The 19,542-nt window shown below is 69.7% G+C and carries 21 protein-coding genes; 11 read left to right on the top strand and 10 right to left on the bottom strand.

The genetic code is table 11. The features are described 5' to 3' along the window. Positions 1 to 14 precede the first annotated feature (14 nt). The 3 genes from CF165_RS28665 (at position 15) to CF165_RS53485 (ending at position 1,539) form a co-directional block, all read left to right on the top strand. Positions 15 to 473 carry a nuclear transport factor 2 family protein gene (locus CF165_RS28665; protein WP_093950701.1) on the top strand — a complete coding sequence of 153 codons (459 nt, stop codon included), beginning with the start codon at positions 15 to 17 and terminating at the stop codon, positions 471 to 473. A gap of 55 nt (positions 474 to 528) precedes the next feature. Further along, the gene (locus tag CF165_RS28670; RefSeq protein ID WP_093950702.1) at positions 529 to 1,308 is read left to right on the top strand and encodes a class I SAM-dependent methyltransferase; all 780 of its coding nucleotides are present in this window, start codon (positions 529 to 531) and stop codon (positions 1,306 to 1,308) included. 102 nt (positions 1,309 to 1,410) lie between these two features. Beyond that, positions 1,411 to 1,539 carry a hypothetical protein gene (locus CF165_RS53485; RefSeq protein ID WP_276209745.1) on the top strand — a complete coding sequence of 43 codons (129 nt, stop codon included), beginning with the start codon at positions 1,411 to 1,413 and terminating at the stop codon, positions 1,537 to 1,539. A 7-nt stretch (positions 1,540 to 1,546) separates the two neighbouring features. Here CF165_RS53485 and CF165_RS28675 read toward each other — a convergent pair whose 3' ends face one another. From CF165_RS28675 to CF165_RS28690, 4 genes are all read right to left on the bottom strand, one after another. Then, positions 1,547 to 2,824, bottom strand: coding sequence for a glycosyltransferase family 4 protein (locus CF165_RS28675; protein ID WP_093950703.1), 1,278 nt, complete (start codon positions 2,822 to 2,824; stop codon positions 1,547 to 1,549). A gap of 191 nt (positions 2,825 to 3,015) precedes the next feature. Further along, positions 3,016 to 3,504, bottom strand: a complete 489-nt coding sequence (locus CF165_RS28680) for a glutathione peroxidase (RefSeq protein ID WP_093950704.1) — start codon at positions 3,502 to 3,504, stop codon at positions 3,016 to 3,018. A gap of 15 nt (positions 3,505 to 3,519) precedes the next feature. Beyond that, positions 3,520 to 5,031: a 1,4-alpha-glucan branching protein domain-containing protein gene (locus CF165_RS28685; protein WP_093950705.1), complete on the bottom strand. Its 1,512-nt coding sequence runs from the start codon at positions 5,029 to 5,031 to the stop codon at positions 3,520 to 3,522. Beyond that, positions 5,028 to 5,801 (bottom strand): class I SAM-dependent methyltransferase, encoded by a 774-nt coding sequence (locus CF165_RS28690; protein WP_093950706.1) that lies wholly within the window; start codon positions 5,799 to 5,801, stop codon positions 5,028 to 5,030. Before CF165_RS28690 ends, CF165_RS28685 begins: the two co-directional genes overlap by 4 nt. A 53-nt stretch (positions 5,802 to 5,854) precedes the next feature. Here CF165_RS28690 and CF165_RS28695 point away from each other — a divergent pair, with 53 nt between their 5' ends. Next, positions 5,855 to 6,280 carry a hypothetical protein gene (locus tag CF165_RS28695; RefSeq protein ID WP_167441592.1) on the top strand — a complete coding sequence of 142 codons (426 nt, stop codon included), beginning with the start codon at positions 5,855 to 5,857 and terminating at the stop codon, positions 6,278 to 6,280. On the opposite strand, the gene CF165_RS28700 is transcribed toward CF165_RS28695, so the two are convergent. Continuing rightward, the gene (locus tag CF165_RS28700) at positions 6,258 to 7,103 is read right to left on the bottom strand and encodes a DegV family protein (protein ID WP_093950708.1); all 846 of its coding nucleotides are present in this window, start codon (positions 7,101 to 7,103) and stop codon (positions 6,258 to 6,260) included. The two genes, CF165_RS28695 and CF165_RS28700, sit on opposite strands and share 23 nt — an antisense overlap. A gap of 244 nt (positions 7,104 to 7,347) precedes the next feature. Between CF165_RS28700 and CF165_RS28705 the strand changes: the two genes are divergently transcribed. The 4 genes from CF165_RS28705 (at position 7,348) to CF165_RS28720 (ending at position 10,944) form a co-directional block, all read left to right on the top strand. Continuing rightward, entirely contained in the window at positions 7,348 to 8,133 is a 786-nt protein-coding gene (locus tag CF165_RS28705) for an electron transfer flavoprotein subunit beta/FixA family protein (RefSeq protein WP_093950709.1), read from the top strand. A 29-nt stretch (positions 8,134 to 8,162) separates the two neighbouring features. Then, positions 8,163 to 9,122: an electron transfer flavoprotein subunit alpha/FixB family protein gene (locus CF165_RS28710; protein ID WP_086846599.1), complete on the top strand. Its 960-nt coding sequence runs from the start codon at positions 8,163 to 8,165 to the stop codon at positions 9,120 to 9,122. 158 nt (positions 9,123 to 9,280) lie between these two features. Beyond that, positions 9,281 to 10,063 carry a GNAT family N-acetyltransferase gene (locus tag CF165_RS28715; protein WP_093950710.1) on the top strand — a complete coding sequence of 261 codons (783 nt, stop codon included), beginning with the start codon at positions 9,281 to 9,283 and terminating at the stop codon, positions 10,061 to 10,063. After that, complete coding sequence (locus CF165_RS28720; RefSeq protein ID WP_093950711.1) at positions 10,060 to 10,944, top strand: lysophospholipid acyltransferase family protein; 885 nt, start codon at positions 10,060 to 10,062, stop codon at positions 10,942 to 10,944. The genes CF165_RS28715 and CF165_RS28720 overlap by 4 nt, the downstream gene beginning before the upstream one ends. A gap of 174 nt (positions 10,945 to 11,118) precedes the next feature. Here the strand turns inward: CF165_RS28720 and CF165_RS28725 are convergent, their stop codons facing one another. Further along, positions 11,119 to 12,021: an NADP-dependent oxidoreductase gene (locus tag CF165_RS28725; protein WP_093950712.1), complete on the bottom strand. Its 903-nt coding sequence runs from the start codon at positions 12,019 to 12,021 to the stop codon at positions 11,119 to 11,121. Positions 12,022 to 12,261: 240 nt separating this feature from the next. Here CF165_RS28725 and CF165_RS28730 point away from each other — a divergent pair, with 240 nt between their 5' ends. The 3 genes from CF165_RS28730 to mnmA all read left to right on the top strand — a co-directional run bounded on the left by CF165_RS28730 (position 12,262) and on the right by mnmA (position 15,986). Continuing rightward, on the top strand, positions 12,262 to 13,629 hold the full coding sequence (locus tag CF165_RS28730) for an MFS transporter (RefSeq protein ID WP_093950713.1): 1,368 nt from the start codon (positions 12,262 to 12,264) through the stop codon (positions 13,627 to 13,629). A 64-nt stretch (positions 13,630 to 13,693) separates the two neighbouring features. Further along, entirely contained in the window at positions 13,694 to 14,890 is a 1,197-nt protein-coding gene (locus CF165_RS28735; RefSeq protein ID WP_093950714.1) for a cysteine desulfurase family protein, read from the top strand. 4 nt (positions 14,891 to 14,894) lie between these two features. Further along, a complete protein-coding gene (gene mnmA / locus CF165_RS28740) occupies positions 14,895 to 15,986 on the top strand; it encodes a tRNA 2-thiouridine(34) synthase MnmA (protein WP_093950715.1) in 1,092 nt (363 codons plus the stop codon). Between the two features lie 6 nt (positions 15,987 to 15,992). On the opposite strand, the gene CF165_RS28745 is transcribed toward mnmA, so the two are convergent. The 4 genes from CF165_RS28745 to CF165_RS28760 form a co-directional block, all read right to left on the bottom strand. Next, a complete protein-coding gene (locus CF165_RS28745) occupies positions 15,993 to 17,192 on the bottom strand; it encodes a DUF222 domain-containing protein (RefSeq protein WP_240521842.1) in 1,200 nt (399 codons plus the stop codon). A 302-nt stretch (positions 17,193 to 17,494) separates the two neighbouring features. Next, on the bottom strand, positions 17,495 to 17,947 hold the full coding sequence (locus CF165_RS28750) for a GNAT family N-acetyltransferase (protein WP_093950716.1): 453 nt from the start codon (positions 17,945 to 17,947) through the stop codon (positions 17,495 to 17,497). Positions 17,948 to 17,957: 10 nt separating this feature from the next. Then, positions 17,958 to 18,359 (bottom strand): GNAT family N-acetyltransferase, encoded by a 402-nt coding sequence (locus CF165_RS28755; protein WP_093950717.1) that lies wholly within the window; start codon positions 18,357 to 18,359, stop codon positions 17,958 to 17,960. A gap of 76 nt (positions 18,360 to 18,435) precedes the next feature. After that, complete coding sequence (locus tag CF165_RS28760) at positions 18,436 to 19,479, bottom strand: MBL fold metallo-hydrolase (protein WP_093950718.1); 1,044 nt, start codon at positions 19,477 to 19,479, stop codon at positions 18,436 to 18,438. Positions 19,480 to 19,542 lie beyond the last annotated feature (63 nt).

Below are 19,542 nucleotides of genomic sequence, written 5' to 3' on the forward strand. Positions count from 1 at the left end.
CGGAAGGAGCCGCCATGACCCCGCGCCCGCCGTTCCCGCCGTTCGACGAAGACACCGCCCGCCAGAAGGTCCAGGCCGCCGAAGACGCGTGGAACACGCGCGACCCCGAGCGCGTCTCGCTCGCGTACACGGAGGATTCGGTGTGGCGGAACCGCGACCGTCACATCGTCGGGCGCGCGCAGATCGTCGAGTTCCTGACCGGGAAGTGGGCGCGCGAGCTGGACTACGCGCTGCGCAAGGAACTGTGGGGCTTTCGCGGCAACCGCATCGGTGTCCGGTTCCAGTACGAGTCCCGGACCGCCGGCGGGCAGTGGTTCCGCAGCTACGGCAACGAACTGTGGGAGTTCAGCGACGAAGGCCTGATGCGCCGTCGCGAGGCGAGCATCAACGACGTCCCGATCAACGAAGCCGACCGCCGGATCTTCGGCCCGCGCCCGGAGTCCGAACACGGCGTCCTGCTGCCGATCTTCTGAGTCCGCTCTCGGCGGAACCACCCCGGCCGTGGTGCGCCGTGGGCAGGCTCGCGGGATGACGGCAGCGGCGTTCGGCGGCGAAGTGAGCGAGTACTACCAGAAGTTCCGGCGCGGCTACCCGCCCGAAGTGGCGCGCGAGCTGGCCGCGGCGTTCGCGCTGACCCGCGACGACGTCGTGCTCGACCTCGGCTGCGGCACCGGCCAGCTCACCCGGGTGCTCGCGCCCCGCGCCGGAGCGGTGCTCGGCATGGACCCGGAACCGGCGATGCTCGCCCAAGCCCGTCTCGCGACCGACGAGCCGAACGTCAGCTGGCTGCTCGGCGCGGACTCCGACGTCGGCGCGCTCGCCGCGGTCCTGGGGCCTGGGCGGCTGGCCGCGGTGACGGTGGCGCAGGCGTTGCACTGGATGGACCACGAGCGGTTGTTCGCGGCGGTCCGCCCGCTGCTGCGTCCCGGCGGCGGTGTCGCGGTGGTGACCAACGGCGAGCCGCTGTGGCTGCAGAGCAGCGCGTGGTCGGCCGCGCTGCGGGAGGTCCTCGCCGCCTACCTCGGCACCCCGGTCCACCGGACCTGCGGCACGGACGAGGCGAGCCAGAAGCGCTACGCGGACGCCCTGGCCGCCGCCGGGTACGCCGTGGCCGCGCGCGTCGTCGAATACTCCGCGCCGCTGACCGTCGAGGAGATCGTCGGTGGCGTTTTTTCGGCGATGAGCCCGGACCGGCTGCCCGCGCCGGAGGCGAGGCCGGAATTCACCGAACGCGTCCGGGAGGCGGTCGCCCCGCACGGACCGCTGCGCGAACGGATCCGGGTCCGCCTCCTGACCGGCACGCGGTGAAGCGGACGGCGAATACGTACTCACCCTTACTGTTCCGCCTGTTGTTTCCCCGGGGCGCGGCGCGGATGCTCGCTGCGAGGTACCACTTCCCGAGGAGTCCCCATGACCAGCAGGTTGAGAGCTGCCGTCGTCACCCTCTTCGTCGTGTTGTCGCTCGCGTTCGCCGTGGACGGAATCACGATCACGACCGTCTCGGCCGGTCCGGACTGCGTCCGTCCCTGCCATTTCTGAGCGGCGCCTACACTTCCGGGATTTCGGCCGGGACCGGTTCGAAGGCGTTGCCGGTGGCGATCTTGGGCCGGGGCAGCTCGACCGGTTCCCCCGGCTTCGCCCGCCGGTAGACCGCGGCGGTCGCCTCGGCGATCCGGCCCCAGTCGAAGTCCGCGGCCAGCCGCGACTGCGCGGCCTTCGCGCGCTTCGCCGCGGCGTCGGCGTCGCTGAGCACTGCCGTCACAGCGTTGGCCAATTCCGCGACATCGCCGGGGCTGAACGCCAGGCCTGTCTCGCCGTGGACCACGACCTCGCCGAGCCCGCCGGCCGTCGACGCCACGAGGGGCGCCTTCGCCGCCGCGGCCTCCAGCGCGACGATCCCGAACGGCTCGTACCGGCTGGGCAGCACCACGGCGTCGGCCGCGGCCAGCGCCGCCCGCAGGTCGCGATCGGACAGGTGCCCGACGAAGTCGACGGCGCGCCGCACCCGCAGCTTCCGCGACTGCTCGACGAGCTCGTCGAAGTGTCGTCCTTTTCCGGCGACGACCACGCGCGTGCCGGGATGACGGCGCCGGATGCGGGGGAGCGCGGCCAGCAGGTCCTGCACGCCCTTCTCCCACTCGAGCCGTCCGAAATAGAGCAACAGCGGCGCCCCGGCCGGGCTGTAGGCCTCGCGGGCGTGGGCGATCTCGTCGGCCGGCACCTGCCAGCCGCGTTCCTCGATGCCGTTGTGGATCACCGTGACGTCCTCGGCGTCGACCTCGAAGAGGTGCGCGACCTCGCGGCGCATGGCCTGCGAGCAGGTGATCAGCGCGTCGGCGCGGTTCGCCAGCCACCACTCGACCGAGTGAACCTGCTGGTTCAGCGGGTGCGACAGCCAGCCGGAGTGCCGTCCCGCCTCGGTCGCGTGGATCGTGCCGACGAGCGGCACCCGCGCGGCCTCGGCGATCGCGATGGCCGGATGGGCGACGAGCCAGTCGTGCGCGTGGACGACGTCGGGCTGCCAGGTGCGCAGCAGGTCCTGCGCGGCGCGGATCATGGCGTGCCCCATGGCCAGCGTCCAGGCGACGAGATCGCGTTCGAACGTGACGTGCATCGGGTCCTCGGCGACCCGGATGATCCGCACGCCCTCGACGACGCGGTCGGTGCGCGGGTGCGTCCCGGCGTCGGTGCCCGCCGCGTGCCGGCAGAGCACCACGACCTCGTGGCCCTGGCGGGCCAGGTGGGTGGCGAGCGCGTGCACGTGCCGGGCCAGGCCACCGATGGCCACTGGCGGGTACTCCCAGGACAGCATCAGCACACGCATGGGCAGAGGTTACTCGCGAGTCGCAAAAGGTCGACGGGCCCGTGGTGGCCGACTGCGAAGATCCCGGCCGAATGTGATGCTGATCACCAGCGGGTCGTCAGCATCTCTTCTCCGGAACGCGCCGGGGCGGTCCGAGCCACCCCGGCGATCGGTCTCTCGTCGGTCGAATCCCGAGGTCCCGAGGTCCCGGGTCAGGACGGCAGCGCGGCTTCGATGGCCTTGACGACCGCCTCGTCCTCCGGTTCGGTGCGCGGCCGGAACCGCGCCAGGACCTCGCCGTCGGCGCCGACGAGGAACTTCTCGAAGTTCCACTGGACGTCGCCCGCGGCGCCCTCGGCGTCGGCCGTCTTGGTCAGCTCCGCGTAGAGCGGGTGCCGGCCTTCGCCGTTGACGTCGATCTTCTCGAACAGCGGGAACGTGACGCCGTAGGTCGTCGAGCAGAACGTCTGGATCTCCTCCGCACTGCCCGGTTCCTGCCCGGCGAACTGGTTGCACGGAAATCCGACGACGGAGAAACCCTGGCCGCCGAAGCGTTCCTGCAGCCGCTCGAGGCCGGAATACTGCGGGGTCAGGCCGCATTTCGACGCGACATTGACCACGAGCAGCGCCTGGCCGGCCAGCGAACCCAGCGAGCTGTCCTGCCCGTCGAGCGTCTTGACCGGGATTTCGTGGATCCCCATGAGGTCCGTCCCCTTTCAGTCGTGCTTCAGCGCCCGGGCGTCGAGGTGCCCGAACGGTCCGTCGTCGGCGCGGTAGGCGGCGGCGAGTTCTTCGGCTCGCGCGCGGTCGCCGCGGCGCAGCAGCCCGGCCAGCGCGTCGAACCGCTCGGTGTGCACCTGGGCGCGGCGGCGCGCGTAGTCCGCGGCGGAGTCCTTCGTGACCATGAAGGCCCAGTCGCTCTCCAGCGCCAGCATCGCTTCGGCCACGGCCTGGTCGGCGACGGTGTCTCGCGCCGTGGTGTCCAATCCGGCGACGAGGCCGAGGAGCCGTTCCTGCAACGCGGCGTTGGCGTCGACCATGTCCTTGACCTGCTCGCCGTCCCAGACACGCCAGTCCTTGCCCGAGCCCCACGACGACGAAGGCAGGTCGATCGGCTCACCGACGTGGCCGGCCTCCACCGCGCCCTTCAGGGTCGTGACCCGCACCCCGGCTTCGGGCAGCGCGCGCAGCACGCCTTCCAGCCAGGCCGGTCCTTCGTGCCACCAGTGCCCGAACAGTTCCGTGTCGTAAGCGGCGACCACGAGCGCCTCACGGCCATGGTGGGCCTTCAACGACCGCAACCGCGTCACGACGGTTTCGACGAAGTCCTTGACGTGCAGCCCCAGCACGTCCGCGGCGAGCGCCGGGTCGTAGGGCGCCTTGTCCTGCGGTTCGACGGTCTTGCCGGTGACCCGCGACGCCTTGAGCCCGACCTCGTGCGCCCAGGTGTGGAAGTCGCGGTACGCGGCGTGACCGGGATAACCGGCCTTCGGCGACCACACGCGGTAGGTGACCTCGAGGTCCCGGCCGAAGGCGAGGACGTCAGTGCCGCCGACCGGTCGCGCGGCCCAGGTCGCCCCGCGCAGCGACGGGCCGTCGACCAGGAACCGCCGCACGCCCGCGGCCGCGTAGTCGTTTTCCATGCCAGGCGCGTAGCCGCACTCCGGCGCCCAGATTCCCTCGGGCCGTGACCCCAGCCGCAGCGCCGTGTCGGAGAGGCCCGCGTTCAGCGCGAACTCGCGCACCCGCGGGTCGAGCAGCGGCTGGAACGGGTGCGCCAGCGGGCCGCCGAGCAGCTCGATCGTCGATTTGTCGACCAGCGACCGCAGGATGGGGGAGAAGCCGTGCCGCCACCGGCTGCCGAGTTCTTCGGCCGCGCGGACCGCCGTCCGGTGTTCGGCCGCGGCGAGTTCGCGCAGGATCGGGTCACCGCGCCACAACGTCGACGCGTGCTGGGCGCGCAGCTGCCAGTGGCCGAGCCAGTCGTGGAAGGCGCGGATGCTGTACGGGTCGTCGAGCTGCGCGGCGAGCACCGGCGTCACGCCGAGCGTCAGCACGTCGCGGCGGCCTTCGGCGGCGAACCGCTCGAGGAGGTCGACCATCGGCAGGTAGGAATGCGCCCACGCCTGGTAGAGCCATTCCTCGCCGACCGGCCAGCTGCCGTGGTGCGGCAGCCACGGCAGGTGGCTGTGCAGGACGACGCAGAACGTCCCCTCGTAGTCGGTCACCGGCGCACCGCCACGGCGACCAGGTCGAGGCTCGCGTCGAGGTCGTCGCCGTGGATCTCGAACCCCGTGGCCTCGATCGCGGCGACGTCGGCGAGCAGCGCCGCCGGCCAGACGGCCTGCCCGGGCAGCTCGCCCATGACGACGTCGAGCTGGGCGTCGATGATCGAACCGCCGTACCGCTCGTCGAGCGCCCGCACGGCGTCGCCGTGGTGCAGCCCGTGCAAGGTCTCCACGTCGAAGCCGGCGTCGGTGAGCAGCTCCGCCAGCTCCGACGGCGCCAGCTCGCGGGTGTGGAACGGGTTCAGCGGCGCGTCGCTGTCCGGGGTGAAGGTCAGCCGGTTCGGCGTCGTGACCAAAAGGCGACCACCCGGCTTCAGCACCCGGTGGCACTCCGCGAGGAAGCCGGCCTGATCCCACAAATGCTCGATGACCTGGAAGTTGGCCACGACGTCGACCACGCCGTCCCGCACCGGGAGGAACGCGAGGTTCGCCCGCGCGACGTCGATTTCGGGGTAGCGGCGGGCGACGTGCTCGGTGGTCGGGACGTCGTAGTCCAGCGCGAGCACCCGGCGGGCCGTGGTGGCCAGGAGCCCGGCGCCGTAGCCCTCGCCGCAGCCGGCTTCGAGCACCGTCGCGTCCGCGCAGTGGGGGAGCAGGGCGAGGTACGCGGCTTCGTGACGACGGAACCAGTAGTTCTCCTCGGCGATGCCGGGGACGGTTCGTTCGCCGGTCAGGTGCAGCGCCTCGGCCCGGGTGGCTGGGGTGGTCACCTCCGCGACCCTAGCGGGTGTCACGCCCGGCCCCGCTGTGTCGTTCCGTGGTCATGCAACGGACCATCACCCGCGTACTGCTCGTCGTCTTCGGCTTGGTCGAGGCCGTGGTCGGAATTTGGCCACTGGTGTCGCCCACCGGCTTCTACCAGGACTTTCCCGGCTTCCGCGCGGGCTGGGTGGCCATGGACGGCGCGTTCAACGAACACCTTCTCCGTGACTTCGGCGGCCTCAACCTCGCGCTCGCGGCCCTGCTGATCGGAGCCGCCGTGATCGGCACCACAGCGGTCGCGCGGCTCGCCGCCGTCTCGGCACTGCTGTTCGGCGTGCCGCACTTCCTCTACCACCTCGGCCACGTCGGCCACTTCGACCGGATCGACCAGGTCCTCATCGTCGCGACGACCGGGCTCGGCGTAGTGGTGCCGCTCGTGCTCCTGCTGCTTCCCGGGCGGCGGGTCAGCCCACCGGCGACACCGTGATGCCGAGCGAACCGGGGCCGAGGTGGGCGCCGATGACCGTGCTCGCCTCGACGACCATGCTCTCGACCATGGCGGGCACCCGGCGTTCGATCTGCCTGCCGATCTCGAGGTCGTGGTCGCTGGCGCCGAACCGGGTCACGGCGATGTCGGCGCGGAAACCGCCGGACTTCTTCACCGCGAGGTCCACCATCTTGGCCAGCGCCCGTCGCGTGCCGGGGACGCGGGCCAGCGGCGCGACCTCGCCGTCCTTGACCGTGAGCAGCGGCTTGATCGAAAACGCGCTGCCGAGCATCGCCTGCGCGGCGCCGATCCGGCCGCCCCGCCGGAGGTACTCCAGCGTGTCGACGTAGATGAACTCGGTGCTCGTGGTGCAGCGACGTTCGGCGGCTTCGATGACGCGCCCGGCGTCCGCGCCGGCGGCGGCCGCTCGCGCCGCGGACACCGCGGCGAAGCCCAGGCTCATCCCGGTGGTGCGGCTGTCCAGGATGTGCACCGGGATGCGGACCTGCTGGGCGGCCTCCCGCGCCGCGCGGACGGTGTCGGACATGCGGCCGGAGATGTGGACGCTGACGATGGCGGTCGCGCCCGCGGCCACCGCTTCCTGGTAGGTCCAGAAGAACGCCCCCGGGTCCGGGGGCGCCGTGGTGATCACTTGCCCCGCTCTCATCGCGTCGATCACCTCGCCGCGGTCGAACCGGTTTTCGTCGTCGAAGTGGCTGCCCAGGTTCAGCTGGATCTGGACGACCCCGATGGCCCAGCGGGCGGCGACGGGGCCGGGAAGGCAGGAGCTCGAGTCGGTGACGACGGCGATGCGCGCGGGCATGGTGTCGGAGATTAACCCTTGTCGACCTACCGGGAGTAGGCCGTGGTTGGTCCGATCGGACGAACGGCCTTTCGGGAGAGGTAACCGGTCAACTGTCGGGACGATCGTCCCGGTAAATTGCGCATCCAGGTGAATGGCGTCACCTCGACGGGTCGCGCGCCCCGAATGGCCCTAATCTACCGGCCAGTAGAGCACTGTCCCGTGGTCGACCGCGGGCCACGAACCGGGAGGTCGAAGCAGACCCATGACCAACATCGTCGTCCTGGTCAAGCAGGTACCGGACACCTACTCGGAGCGGAAGCTCAACGGGTCCGACCACACCCTTGACCGCGAATCCGCCGACGCCGTGCTCGACGAGATCAACGAGAAGGCCGTCGAAGAGGCGCTGAAGATCAAGGAAGCCGGCGAGGGCGAGGTCATCGTGATCTCGGTGGGCCCGGACCGCGCGACCGACGCCATCCGCAAGGCCCTGTCCATGGGCGCCGACAAGGCCATCCACGTCTCCGACGAGGCACTGCACGGCTCCGACGCGATCGCCACCGCGAAGGTGCTCGCCGCCGCGATCGCGAAGGTCGAAGACTTCGACCTGATCATCGCCGGAAACGAGTCCTCAGACGGCCGCGGCGGCGCCGTCCCCGCGATCCTCGCCGAGCTGCTCGGCCTGCCGCAGGTCACCTACGCCCGCGAGGTCACGGTCGACGGGACGACCATCAAGGCCGTCCGCGAGACCGAGGACGGCCTCACCCGCCTCGAGGCGACCCTGCCCGCGGTGGTGAGCGTCGGCGAGAAGATCAACGAGCCGCGTTACCCGTCCTTCAAGGGCATCATGGCCGCGAAGAAGAAGCCGGTCGAGACGTTCACCATCGCCGACCTGGGCATCGACGCGGGCGAGGTCGGCCTCGCCAACGCATGGTCCGCCGTGACCGAATCCTCGCCGAAGCCGCCGCGCACCGCCGGTGAGAAGGTCGAAGACGAGGGCGACGGCGGCACCAAGGTCGCCGAGTACCTGGTCGGCCAGAAGCTCATCTGACAACGGCTCTTCGAGGAGGAATCAAGAACATGGCTGAAGTACTCGTCCTCGTCGACCACGTCGACGGTGAGGTCAAGAAGGTCACGCTCGAACTGCTGACCGCCGCCCGCGCGCTCGGTGAGCCGTCGGCCGTCGTCGTCGGCCCGACCGGCACCGCCGCCAAGGCGAAGCAGGCGCTGGCTTCGCACGGCGCCGCCAAGGTGTATGTCGCCGAAGGCGACGACGCCGCGAACTACCTGGTCACGCCGAAGGTGGACGTGCTCGCCGCGCTGGCGCAGCAGGCGTCCCCGGCCGCCGTCCTGGTCACCGCCAGCGGCGAAGGCAAGGAGGTGGCGGCCCGCCTGGCCGTGCGCCTGGGCTCCGGCCTGATCTACGACGCCGTGGGCGTCAACGGCGACGGCGTCATCGACCAGTCCATCTTCGGTGGCGCGTTCTCGGTCAAGTCCAAGTCCGCGAAGGGCGCGCCGGTCGTCTCCATCCGCCCGGGCGCGGTCGAGGCCGAGCCCGCCGAGGGCGCGGCGGCCGAGGAGACCGTTGAGCTCCCCGCCGTCGACGCGGCGAAGGCCACGCGCATCACCGGCGTCGAGCCGGTGACCGGCGGTGACCGCCCCGAGCTGACCGAGGCCTCGATCGTGGTCTCCGGTGGCCGCGGCGTGGGCTCGGCGGAGAAGTTCGACGTCGTCGAGAAGCTGGCCGACTCGCTCGGCGCGGCTGTCGGCGCCTCGCGCGCCGCCGTCGACTCCGGCTACTACCCGGCGCAGTTCCAGGTCGGCCAGACCGGCAAGACCGTGTCGCCGCAGCTGTACATCGCGCTGGGCATCTCCGGCGCGATCCAGCACCGCGCCGGCATGCAGACGTCGAAGACGATCATCGCCGTCAACAAGGACCCGGAGGCGCCGATCTTCGAGATCGCCGACTTCGGCATCGTCGGCGACCTGTTCAACGTCGCGCCGCAGCTGACCGAAGCGGTCGAGAAGCGCAAGGGCTGATCTTCGAGCCCGAAGGGCCTTCCGGGACGTCCCGGAAGGCCCTTCGCGCGTTTCCGGCACCTGAGAGGAGCCTGAGAACCCGCCATTAACTGAACGTGCACTAATCGGTCATCGGATGGCACTCTCCGCGGCTTCCTCCGCGCAGGTAAACCTTGACCATGACGACGTCACAGCTCCTCGTCAGCACTGATCAGGCGGGCGCCGAGCCCGCCACGGACGCTGCCCGGTACTCCCTTCTCGTCGCCCACGCGAACGAAGAAGTGGTCGCCGCGCAAAAACTGCGCCACCGGGTTTTCGCCGAGGAGATGGGCGCACGCCTGCACTCCCTCACCCCCGGCCTCGACGTCGACGAGTTCGACGAGTTCTGCGACCACCTCGTGGTCCGGGACGACAACACCGGCGACATCGTCGGCTGCTACCGGATGCTGCCACCGGAGCGCGCCGCCCAGGCCGGGAAGCTGTACGCCGACAGCGAATTCGACCTGACCGCGCTCGACGGCCTGCGCTCGTCGCTGGTCGAAACCGGCCGGTCGTGCGTGCACCCGGACCACCGCAGCGGCGCCGTCGTCAGCCTGGTCTGGGCCGGGATCGCCCGCTACATGCTGCTTTCCGGCCACCGCTACCTCGCCGGCTGCGCCTCCGTCCCCCTGGTGGACGGCGGTTCCGTCGCCGCCGGCGTGTGGGACATCCTGCGCACCAAGCACTACTCGGACGAGGCCACGCGCGTCTCGCCCCTGATCCCGTGGGACTCGTCCGGCATCGAGCGTCCGGCACGAGCCGCGTTGCCGCCGCTGATCAAGGGGTACGTCCGGCTCGGCGCCAAGGCCTACGGACCACCGGCGCTCGACGCCGACTTCGGCGTCGCGGACTTCTTCGTCGTGCTGGACCTGCACAACGTCGACGAGCGGTACCTGAAGTTCTTCCTCGGGGTCCAGGTATGAGCCACGCCTGGATGCCATCCTCGCCGTGCGGCGACGGCTGCCTCACCGCCGACGACCCGGTGGTCGGCGTCCCCCGCCGGATCCTGCGTTTCGCCGCGGGGATCTTCGCCGTCCTTTCGGCGCTGCTCTCGACGCCGTTGCTGCTGGTGGCGCCGGGCCGGGACCGGCTGCTCCGGCTGATCTTCCGCGGCGTGCTGCGCGCGTTCGGCGTCCGGTTGGACATCCGGGGTGGCGCCGACTTCCTGACCGCCCCGGCCGGCCGTGGTGCCCTGGTGGTCAACAACCACATCTCGTGGCTGGACATCGTGGCGATCAACGCGCTCCGCCCGATGCGCGCGCTGGCGAAGAAGGAGATCGCGGGCTGGCCGGTGCTGGGCGGCCTGGTCCGCCGCGGCGGCAGCATCTTCCTCGACCGGGAGCGCCTGACGACGCTGCCCGCCACGATGGCCGAGCTGGCCACGGCGCTGCGCACGGGTTCGCTGGTGAGCGTGACGCCGGAGGGCACGACGTGGTGCGGCCTGGCGTCGGGCCGCTTCACGACGGCGACGTTCCAGGCGGCCATCGACGGCGGCGTCCCGGTACGCCCCATCGCGCTGAGGTATCGCCTCGCCGACGGCCGCGAGACGAGCCGCCCGGCGTTCATCGGCCCGGAGTCGCTGATCGCTTCGCTGCGCCGGGTCGCGGCTTTGCGTCGCCTGGTGCTGGAGGTCCACATCTGCCCGGAGATCGCCCCGGGCCGCGCGGAGACCCGCCGCGAACTGGCCGCCCTCGCCGAGGCGGCTGTCCACTCCGCGCTGGGCACGGTGCAGATCCCGGTCCAGCAACGACGCCGGGCCCCACGCGGGCAGAAGGCGCCACTGGCTTCGCCTCCCGCGAAGTGATCCGGGCCCTGTCGCCGCGATCCGGCGACAGGCCCGGGTTGACTGTCGGCTGGTTCTCGGCGGTGGGTTCGGGACCCGTTTGCCCATCCGGCGACGGGTCCCGTTCACCGTTCAGCCCGCCGAATCCGGAAGCCCCTCCTGCCCGGCCCGAGTCCCGCGGAACATTCGCGACGTTCAGCCGACGGCGATCGTCAGCTTCCCGCCGGGGTGCCCGCCCTCGCTCTCGATCTGCGCCGCGGCCGCCTCGGCGAGCGGATAGCTCCGGCCTTGCGCGACGCGGACCCCACGCTCGGTGACCCAGCCGGCGATTTCGGTCAGCACTTCGCGCGTCTGCTCACCCATGCTGGTGAACGGGATGCCCAGCTCGAACGCGGCGCCGTCGGCGATGGTGAGGATCCGGTCCTTCGTGCCCCGCAGCTCGACCGACGCCGGCAGCACCCCGTGGCCGGCGGCGTCGAACACGGCGTCGACCGGCCCGGACACGACCTCGCGGACGCGTTCCAGCCAGCCATCGCCGTAGAGCACGGGAACGACGCCCAACGACTTCAGGTCGTCGAGGCTCCGGCTCCCACCGGTGCCGATGACGGTAAGGCCCCGAGCAACGGCGACCTGAGCGGCGAACCGGCCCACCGTGCCGCTGGCGCCGTGAATCAGCAGCGTTTCGCCCTCGCGGACACCGAGCAGTCCGAGAGCGCGAAGCGCTGTCTCCCCGGCGACCGGCACCGCCGCCGCGTCCGCCCAGGAAAGAGCCGCCGGTTTCGGCGCGACCGTCTTCGCCAACGCGTACTCGGCGTAGGCGCCGCTCTCGGACCAGCCGAACACCTCGTCGCCCACGGCGAAGTCCGCGCCTTCACCGACGGCGTCGACGACCCCGGCGACCTCGAGACCGGGGATGTGCGGGAAGGGCACCTCGAAGTTCTGCCGCATGGCACCGCTGCGGATCTTCCAGTCGATCGGGTTGACCCCGGCGACCCGGACGCTCAGCCGCACCTGCCCGGGGCCGGGCTCCGGTACCGGCACGTCGGACAGCTGCAGGACGTCCGGTCCGCCGTAGGTGGAAAAGGTGATCGCTCGCATGATTTCTCTGCGCTCCTTCGTATGGGACCTTGCATGGTCGAATGTCCTCCCCGCGGAGTCAACTCGCCCGGCGGCCCCGCCGAACCGCCCGGACGAGCGGTGTTCACCGGCCGGACGAGCAGGCCACCGGATCATGGATCCCCACCCAGTTGCTCAGCCGGTTCTTCGCCGAGCTGGGCCCGCGCCGCTCCGCCTGACCTGCTTGACCTCCACTGTGCTGGAGATTGCAGGCTGCACATCATGGCCTCGACGATCGACTCGGCACCTCGTCGACGGAGCGTGCTCTGGAGTGCGGAACACCGGCTGACCACGATCGCGCTGCTGCTCGTGGTCACGTTGGTCGCGTTCGAGAACATGGGCGTCGCGACGGCGATGCCGACCCTGGTCGCCGACCTCCACGGGCTATCACTTTATGCGTGGCCGTTCACGATCTTCCTGATTTCCAGCGTCGTGGCGACGGTACTTTCCGGCCGGATCGGCGACCGCCGCGGCCCTGCGCCGGCACTGCTGGCGGGACCCGTGCTGTTCGCGGCCGGCCTGGTCGTCGCCGGGACGGCGGGTGGAATGCCGGTCTTCCTCCTCGGTCGCGCGCTGCAGGGCTTCGGCTCCGGGCTGCTCCTGGTTTCCGTCGCGCTCCTGATCGCACTCACGTTCACCGACCACGAACGCCCGGTGATCTACGCAGCGAACGCCGCCGCCTGGGTCCTGCCCGCGGTCATCGGGCCTTCGGTCGCCGGAGTCGTGACGGTCAGTGCCGGCTGGCGGTGGGTCTTCCTCGGCCTGGTCCCGCTCGTGGCCGTCGGCGTGATCATGCTGGTGGTGGTCGTCCGGCGCTTGCCTACCCATACGCCCGCCACGGGCGGTCGCCGCGCGAGCGTCCCCCAAGCGATCATCGCCGCGCTCGGAGTCGCGGCATTGACATGGGCGGCCCAGCACCAGTCGCTCCTGGCCCTCGGCTACGGCACGGTCGGGCTCGTGGCTCTGGGGTACGCCCTGCGGGCGCTGCTGCCGGCCGGGACGTTGACCTCCCGTCCCGGCCTGCCGACGGTCGTAGCCGCCCGTGCTCTGATCGCCGGGGCCTACGCCGGGATGGAGGCGTACCTCCCTCTGACGATGAGCGCGGTCCACGGCTACAGCCCGGCTCTTGCCGGTCTGCCGCTGACGATCACGGCTTTGGGCTGGTCCGCGGCCTCAGCAGCGCAAGGGCGCTACCTCAGCTGGTCGAGAGAGGCATCGCTGCGCACCGGGTTCTGGCTGGTCGCGACGGGTCTCGTCTGCTTCGGCTTGGTGTCGCAACCGTGGTTCCCTGGCTGGCCGGCGTTCGTGGCCTGCGTCGTCGGCGGCGCAGGCATGGGCATCGCGATGCCCGCGACCTCCGTCCTGCTGCTCCGCTACTCACCGGAAGGTGAGCGCGGGTTCAACACCTCGGCAATGCAGCTCGCGGACTGGGTGGGCTCGGCCCTGCTCATCGGCTTGGGCGGTGTCCTGCTCGGTGCAGTCGGCTCGGTTCTCGATCCCTCACCGGCGATGGCCCTGCTCACGATGGCTTTGGTCGCGCTCGCGCTGCTGGGTGTCCGGCTGACCGGACGGTGGCCGTCAAAGGTGTGACAGCCCACTTCGACGACCAGGGTGGGCTTCGTCACGCGCCGGAGCGGACTACCCTGAAGAGGCGATGACCTATCTCGACCACGCGGCGACCACTCCGATGTTGCCGGAAGCCATAGCGGCGATGACCGAGGCGCTGTCCACCGTGGGCAACGCCTCCGCCTTGCATTCTTCGGGCCGCCGGGCTCGGCGGATGGTCGAAGAAGCTCGCGAGACCATCGCTGAAGCCCTTGGCGCTCGCCCCTCCGAAGTGATCTTCACCGGCGGCGGCACGGAGAGCGACAACCTCGCGATCAAGGGCATCTACTGGGCCCGCCAAGAGCAGCAGGAACAGCGTCGTCGCATTCTGTGCGGTGCCGCGGAGCACCACGCTGTGCTCGACACCGTCGAATGGCTTGAAGCTCACTGCGGTGCCGAGGTCGTTCTCCTCGAAGTGGACGGTGCGGGGCGGGTCTCGCCTGATGTTCTCCGTGCCGCCATCGCGGCGGATCCCGAAACCGTGGCGCTGGCGACCGTGATGTGGGCGAACAACGAGGTCGGCACGATCAATCCGATCGCTGACCTGGCCGCGGTCTGCGCGGAGTTCGATGTCCCGTTCCACACCGACGCGGTCCAGGCCGTCGGTGCCATCCCGGTCGACTTTGCGGCCAGCGGCGCCGCTGCGCTCACCCTCACCGGACACAAGCTCGGTGGCCCATTCGGGGTGGGCGCACTTTTGCTGGGACGCGACGTGACATGCGTGCCCCTTTTGCACGGCGGAGGTCAGGAACGCAACGTCCGGTCGGGCACCCTGGACGTCCCGGCGATCGTGGGTTTCGCGACTGCTTTCCGAACCAGCGTCGCGGCTCGTGCTGAATACGCGAAGCGCGTCGAGGATCTCCGAGATGGGCTCATCGAGGTCATCCAGCGCGAAGTACCCGACGCCGTTCTCAATGGTGGAGCTGGCGAGCGGCTGCCCAGCCACGCCCACTTCACATTCCCCGGGTGTGCCGGCGACAGCCTGCTGATGCTGCTCGATGCCAAGGGCATCGAGTGTTCGACCGGGTCCGCCTGCACGGCAGGTGTCGCCGAGCCGAGCCACGTACTGCTCGCCATGGGTGCCGACCCGGCAGCGGCCCGGGGCTCCCTTCGTTTTTCTCTCGGCCACACGTCCACCGCCGAGGACGTTGCGGCAGTGGCAGCCGAGATCGGCGGCGTCGTCATGCGCGCCAGGCAGGCCGGACTTGCCGGAATGCGCAAGCAGACCCAGAAGCAAGAGGTGTAAGGCAATGCGGGTTTTGGCCGCGATGAGCGGAGGAGTCGACTCGGCGGTTGCCGCGGCACGGGCGGTCGACGCTGGGCACGACGTCGTCGGCGTGCACTTGGCGCTGTCGGCCAAACCAGGAACCTTGCGGACCGGCTCACGCGGATGCTGCACGATCGAAGACTCCCACGACGCCCGGCGGGCGGCTGACATCCTCGGGATTCCTTTCTACATCTGGGATTTCGCCGAGCGCTTCACCGAAGAGGTCGTCGAGACCTTCGTCGGCGAGTACGCCGCCGGACGCACCCCTAACCCGTGCGTCACCTGCAACGAGAAGATCAAGTTTGAAGCACTTCTCGAAAAGGCGATGGCGCTCGGATTCGACGCCGTCGCGACAGGCCATTATGCGCGCCTCTCCGTGGTAGACGGCGTGCCTGAGCTGCGTCGCAGTGCGGACAGCGGCAAGGATCAGTCCTACGTCCTCGCCTCTCTCACGGCGGAGCAGCTCAGTCACGCCATGTTCCCCCTCGGTGACTCGTGGAAGACCGACGTGCGGGCCGAAGCGGAGCGACGAGGCCTTTCCGTCGCCAACAAGCCGGACAGTCATGACATCTGCTTCATCCCCGACGGCGACACCAAGAAGTTCCTGGAGAACCGGCTCGGACAGCGCCCGGGCGAGCTCGTGGACGCCGAGACTGGTGCGGTTCTCGGGCGGCACACCGGCGTGCACGGATTCACGGTTGGTCAGCGCAAGGGCCTGGGGATCGACGCTCCGGCGCCCGATGGCCGTCCCCGGTACGTCCTGTCACTCGAACCGGTGTCGGGTTCGGTAAAGGTCGGCTCCGTGGCCGGGCTCGGCGTCAAGATGATCGAGGCTGATCGCGCGATCTGGCCCAGCGGACGCCCCCTGACCGAGCCGACCGAGTGCGTCGTGCAGGTCAGGGCCCACGGCGGCATCACCGACGCGGTCGCCGACGTGGACTCCGACACCATGACGGTGCACCTGCGTGAGCCGCTCCGGGGGGTCGCCCCGGGCCAGGTCGTCGTGCTCTATCGCCCGGATCCCGAGGGCGGGGACGTCGTCTTAGGCAGTGCGAAGATCTCCGGTACCCGCTGACCACGGTCAATTCAGCGGCTTCTTGAGGATTCGGTTCGGCCGACGGCGACCTGGGTTCAGCGACGGTGGCGTTGTCGAATGCACCTGTCCGGCAGGTGTCGCGACGTTCACAGTGCCGTTTGAGGTGACCTCGTAGTCCCAGCCGGGCTGCCCCTTCAGCCTGCGGTGCCGCGAGCAGTAGGTGATCGGCTGATCTGCGGCTCCTTCGGCCTTGCCCTTCGTGCGAGTCGCTTCGATCCCGCAATTCTGCGCGGGCCGCGTGCAGCCGGGTTGCCGGCACTCCTGGTCCCGGACCCGGATGAACTCGTCCCCCTTGAGCGGGTAGCGCGTCGGGGAAAGCTCGACCGCCTGACCAGTGCGTGGGTCGGTGAGGACCCGTCGCAGCGTCGTGTCGGGTCCGCCGATGATGTGGCGGGCCACTGAAGCCGCGATGGGGCCGCGGCCGGCCAAGGCTGCCGGGGATTCGTTGAGGTTGAGGTAGGTCTCTAGATCGACGTGCAGGAACACCTCGGTGCGCTCACTCGGCCCACCTGTCCCACTGAGCAGCAGATCCATGGCCACGTCCGCCCGGAGCTGATCCAGCGTTCGGGGCTCGTCCGCAGTTTTCAGCGCTCGAGCGGCCCGGTCGATGCGAGCGTAGGCGGCGGTCGCCTTCTCGGTGGGTGCGTTGTTGACCGACAAATGGGTCACGCCGGTGTCCTGGTGGTGCAAGGCGAATCGCCGTTCGACGAACTTGCGCTCAGTGCGGAGCGCGGCCCCTTCCGGATCGACCTTCGCGGCCGCGTAAGCCGCGGCCCGGCGGACCTGGGTGGCGTTCCGGCCCGGAACCCGGTCCTCGAGCGCCGCGTCGACGACGCTTACATGATCTCCTGACAGCCAGGCTGTCGCATCCGTGACCTTCATGGCGCGATAGAGGTCGAGTCTGCCGTCGTCCATGAGATTGAGCATGCGCGGGAGACGGGCGATCAGGGCGTTGGCCGCGGAAACAATCGCACTGGCGCGGTGTTCCGTTATCGACAAGGCCAACGCGACTTCCGAAGACGCGCTGGGCGCCCGTCTCCGGCGCACGCTGAGGTCGGCGATCGCTCTCAGCTGAAGGGCTTGCAGCTTGGAAATTTCGGCGTCGGTATCGCGGATGAGATCGATGAGCTGGTCGTCTTTCATGCGCTGCAACGTATCCGGCTCGGACCGGACCGATTGCAGCATGAATGGGAGCTTGTCGTCGGTGTTCTGGAGTTCAGTCGCAGGGGAAAGCTCGTGGACTGGTTGTGAAGGTGCCATGAGTCCGACCGTACGACGGCCCACGAGGAAAGTCACCGGGATTCGATGGAAAGGGTGGTAGAAGGGAGCGAACGGTCCGTTCGCGCCCATCGGGACTTGACGTACTCCAATTGATTGTGAATCGTTCGCGTGCGTGGGCGTCCGCGTTGCTGTCCCGGTAGGAGGTTTGACGAGAGATGTCTGAAGTGGACAGACTTGATCCGGCTGTGAGTCGGCGATATCGCTACTCAGAGCTTGAACTTGAACCCCGTGTGGCTCGGTGTGAATCCGAGCCGCTCGTAGAATCGGTGCGCTTCCGTCCTGGAGATGTCCGACGTGAGTTGCACGAGGGAGCACCCGCGTCGTCGTGACTCGTCGATCGCCCACTCCATGATGCCGGTGCCGAGCCCGGAACCGCGGTGATCGGCACGGATCCGCACGGCCTCGATCTGCCCGCGCAGCGAGCCACGTCGGGCCAGGCCGGGAATGATCGTCAGCTGCAAGGTCCCGACTGGCTCGCCCTCGGCGACGGCAACCACCAGGAGCTGATTCGGGTCCGCGTCAATATCGTCGAAGGCGCGCAGGTACGGATCGAGGTTGCCGGGGTCGTCCCGGGTCGCGCCGAGTTGGTCGTCTGCCAACATGTGCACGATCGCACCGATGTCGTGACGCCGTGCCCTGCGGATGGTGTAGTCGGTCACGGCGCCAGTATCACAGGGCTCGGGTGAATCCTTGGTAGCTGTGTTCGAATCCGAAGCGTGCGTAGAAGTCTCGCAGGTCGCCGCGGGTAAAGCCGGAATCCAGGTGCAGGCGGGTGCAACCTCGCCGGCGGGCTTCGTCGATCCCCCACGTCAGGAGCGCGCTCGTCACGCCGCGCCGGGCGGCGCGGATGCCCTCCAGCAGTCCACGGGTGGCGCCTTCCCAGGCGAGCCCTCGCAACACGGTCAGTTGTGCGGTTCCGGCGACGCCGTTGTCGTCCTCGGCTACGACGAGCGTCACGTGAGGGGTGTTCATGAGCTCGTTGAGCGCGGCTGCCAGCGGCTCACCCGGTGCGCCGAACAGGCGCACGAGCGCCTCGATGTCCGTTGCCCGGGCACGTCTGATGACATCCATTGCGCCCAGTATGCAGGAAGCTGGGCGACGATCGTAACTACCGCGAGCTGCTGCCCACGGTGCCCACTTGTGTCCTTCAGACCATCGTGTAATGCCGAATTCTGTCGACGACCTGGGCGTTCAGTTTGCCTTGTGCGACCAGCAGGTCGAGGTGCGCCGCGGTTTCGAGCACCGCCAGCATCTGGTTGAACGAGTCCATTTCGGACAGCTTGCGATTGCGGCGCGTCCAGCCGATCCGGTGCGCGACTTCGTACGCGGTGCTCGCACCGGCCGCGATCTGCGAGCCCGTCGTCTCGAGACGTTGCCGATGATGTTCCAGCAGCTCGTCGACCCGGGTGTGGACACTTTCGGCCACTGGTCCGTGCGCGGGAAGCAGCCGACGATCCGGCATGGCGCGCACCAGGCGCAGCGACTCGATGAAGTCGTTGAGCGGCAACTCGGCCGGCACCGGCTGGAACCCGATCGAAGGCGTGATGTGCGGCAGTACGTGGTCACCGGAGAACAACAGCTCGGCGGTGTCGTCGACGAAGACGACATGTCCCGCGGTGTGTCCGGGCGTGGCGACGACCTCGAACTCACGGCCGGGCAGGATCGGCCGCCGGCCCGATGTCAGCCATTCGTCGGGCGCTTCCCAGAGGTCGGCTTCCGTGTGCCGCCGGTTCGTGCCGAACTCGCGAGCCAGCGCTTCGACGACGTCGCCGGCGCCGGCCTGGAACAACAGATCGACCTGTGCCTCCATGGGCAGGCGGTCGGGATTTCCCGAGGCTTTGAGAGACGGCTCTTCGTCCTGGCCGAGGGCGATCTTCGAGCCGAATTCGCGACGAAGGACCACAGCCTGCGAATAGTGGTCACGGTGCACGTGGGTGACCAGGAACTCGCTGACGTCGGCGAGTTCGGCGCCGATCCCGCCGAGAGCGTTCGCGAGCTGCTGCCGGGCCACAGCCAGCGCCCAGCCGGAGTCGACGAGGACCAGCTTCTCGCCGTCGGTGACTGCGTAGACGTTGACCGCGCGCAGGCCGTCGTTGGGCAAGGGCAACGGAATCCGGTAGACGCCGGCGGAGACCTCGTAGATCCCGGGCTCGGTCCAGTTCCTGTCGCTGCTTTCCGGCAACGGTTCCACGGTGACCTCCGTCCCGGCGAGACTGCGGCGTCCCGGCCTCTTCTTCACCCTGAGCCGTGCCGG

It is taken from the genome of Amycolatopsis vastitatis, from assembly GCF_002234595.1.
GTDB lineage: Bacteria > Actinomycetota > Actinomycetes > Mycobacteriales > Pseudonocardiaceae > Amycolatopsis > Amycolatopsis vastitatis.

Coding starts and splice junctions, on each gene's coding strand:
- CF165_RS28755 (WP_093950717.1), bottom strand. CDS start 18,359: ATGGATGTCATCAGACGTGCCCGGGCAACGGACATCGAGGCGCTCGTG.
- CF165_RS28675 (WP_093950703.1), bottom strand. CDS start 2,824: ATGCGTGTGCTGATGCTGTCCTGGGAGTACCCGCCAGTGGCCATCGGT.
- CF165_RS28705 (WP_093950709.1), top strand. CDS start 7,348: ATGACCAACATCGTCGTCCTGGTCAAGCAGGTACCGGACACCTACTCG.
- CF165_RS28730 (WP_093950713.1), top strand. CDS start 12,262: ATGGCCTCGACGATCGACTCGGCACCTCGTCGACGGAGCGTGCTCTGG.
- CF165_RS28745 (WP_240521842.1), bottom strand. CDS start 17,192: ATGCTGCAATCGGTCCGGTCCGAGCCGGATACGTTGCAGCGCATGAAA.
- CF165_RS28710 (WP_086846599.1), top strand. CDS start 8,163: ATGGCTGAAGTACTCGTCCTCGTCGACCACGTCGACGGTGAGGTCAAG.
- CF165_RS28670 (WP_093950702.1), top strand. CDS start 529: ATGACGGCAGCGGCGTTCGGCGGCGAAGTGAGCGAGTACTACCAGAAG.
- CF165_RS28715 (WP_093950710.1), top strand. CDS start 9,281: ATGACGACGTCACAGCTCCTCGTCAGCACTGATCAGGCGGGCGCCGAG.
- CF165_RS28695 (WP_167441592.1), top strand. CDS start 5,855: ATGCAACGGACCATCACCCGCGTACTGCTCGTCGTCTTCGGCTTGGTC.
- CF165_RS28680 (WP_093950704.1), bottom strand. CDS start 3,504: ATGGGGATCCACGAAATCCCGGTCAAGACGCTCGACGGGCAGGACAGC.
- CF165_RS28700 (WP_093950708.1), bottom strand. CDS start 7,103: ATGCCCGCGCGCATCGCCGTCGTCACCGACTCGAGCTCCTGCCTTCCC.
- CF165_RS28725 (WP_093950712.1), bottom strand. CDS start 12,021: ATGCGAGCGATCACCTTTTCCACCTACGGCGGACCGGACGTCCTGCAG.
- CF165_RS28665 (WP_093950701.1), top strand. CDS start 15: ATGACCCCGCGCCCGCCGTTCCCGCCGTTCGACGAAGACACCGCCCGC.
- CF165_RS28720 (WP_093950711.1), top strand. CDS start 10,060: ATGAGCCACGCCTGGATGCCATCCTCGCCGTGCGGCGACGGCTGCCTC.
- CF165_RS53485 (WP_276209745.1), top strand. CDS start 1,411: ATGACCAGCAGGTTGAGAGCTGCCGTCGTCACCCTCTTCGTCGTGTTG.
- mnmA (WP_093950715.1), top strand. CDS start 14,895: ATGCGGGTTTTGGCCGCGATGAGCGGAGGAGTCGACTCGGCGGTTGCC.
- CF165_RS28735 (WP_093950714.1), top strand. CDS start 13,694: ATGACCTATCTCGACCACGCGGCGACCACTCCGATGTTGCCGGAAGCC.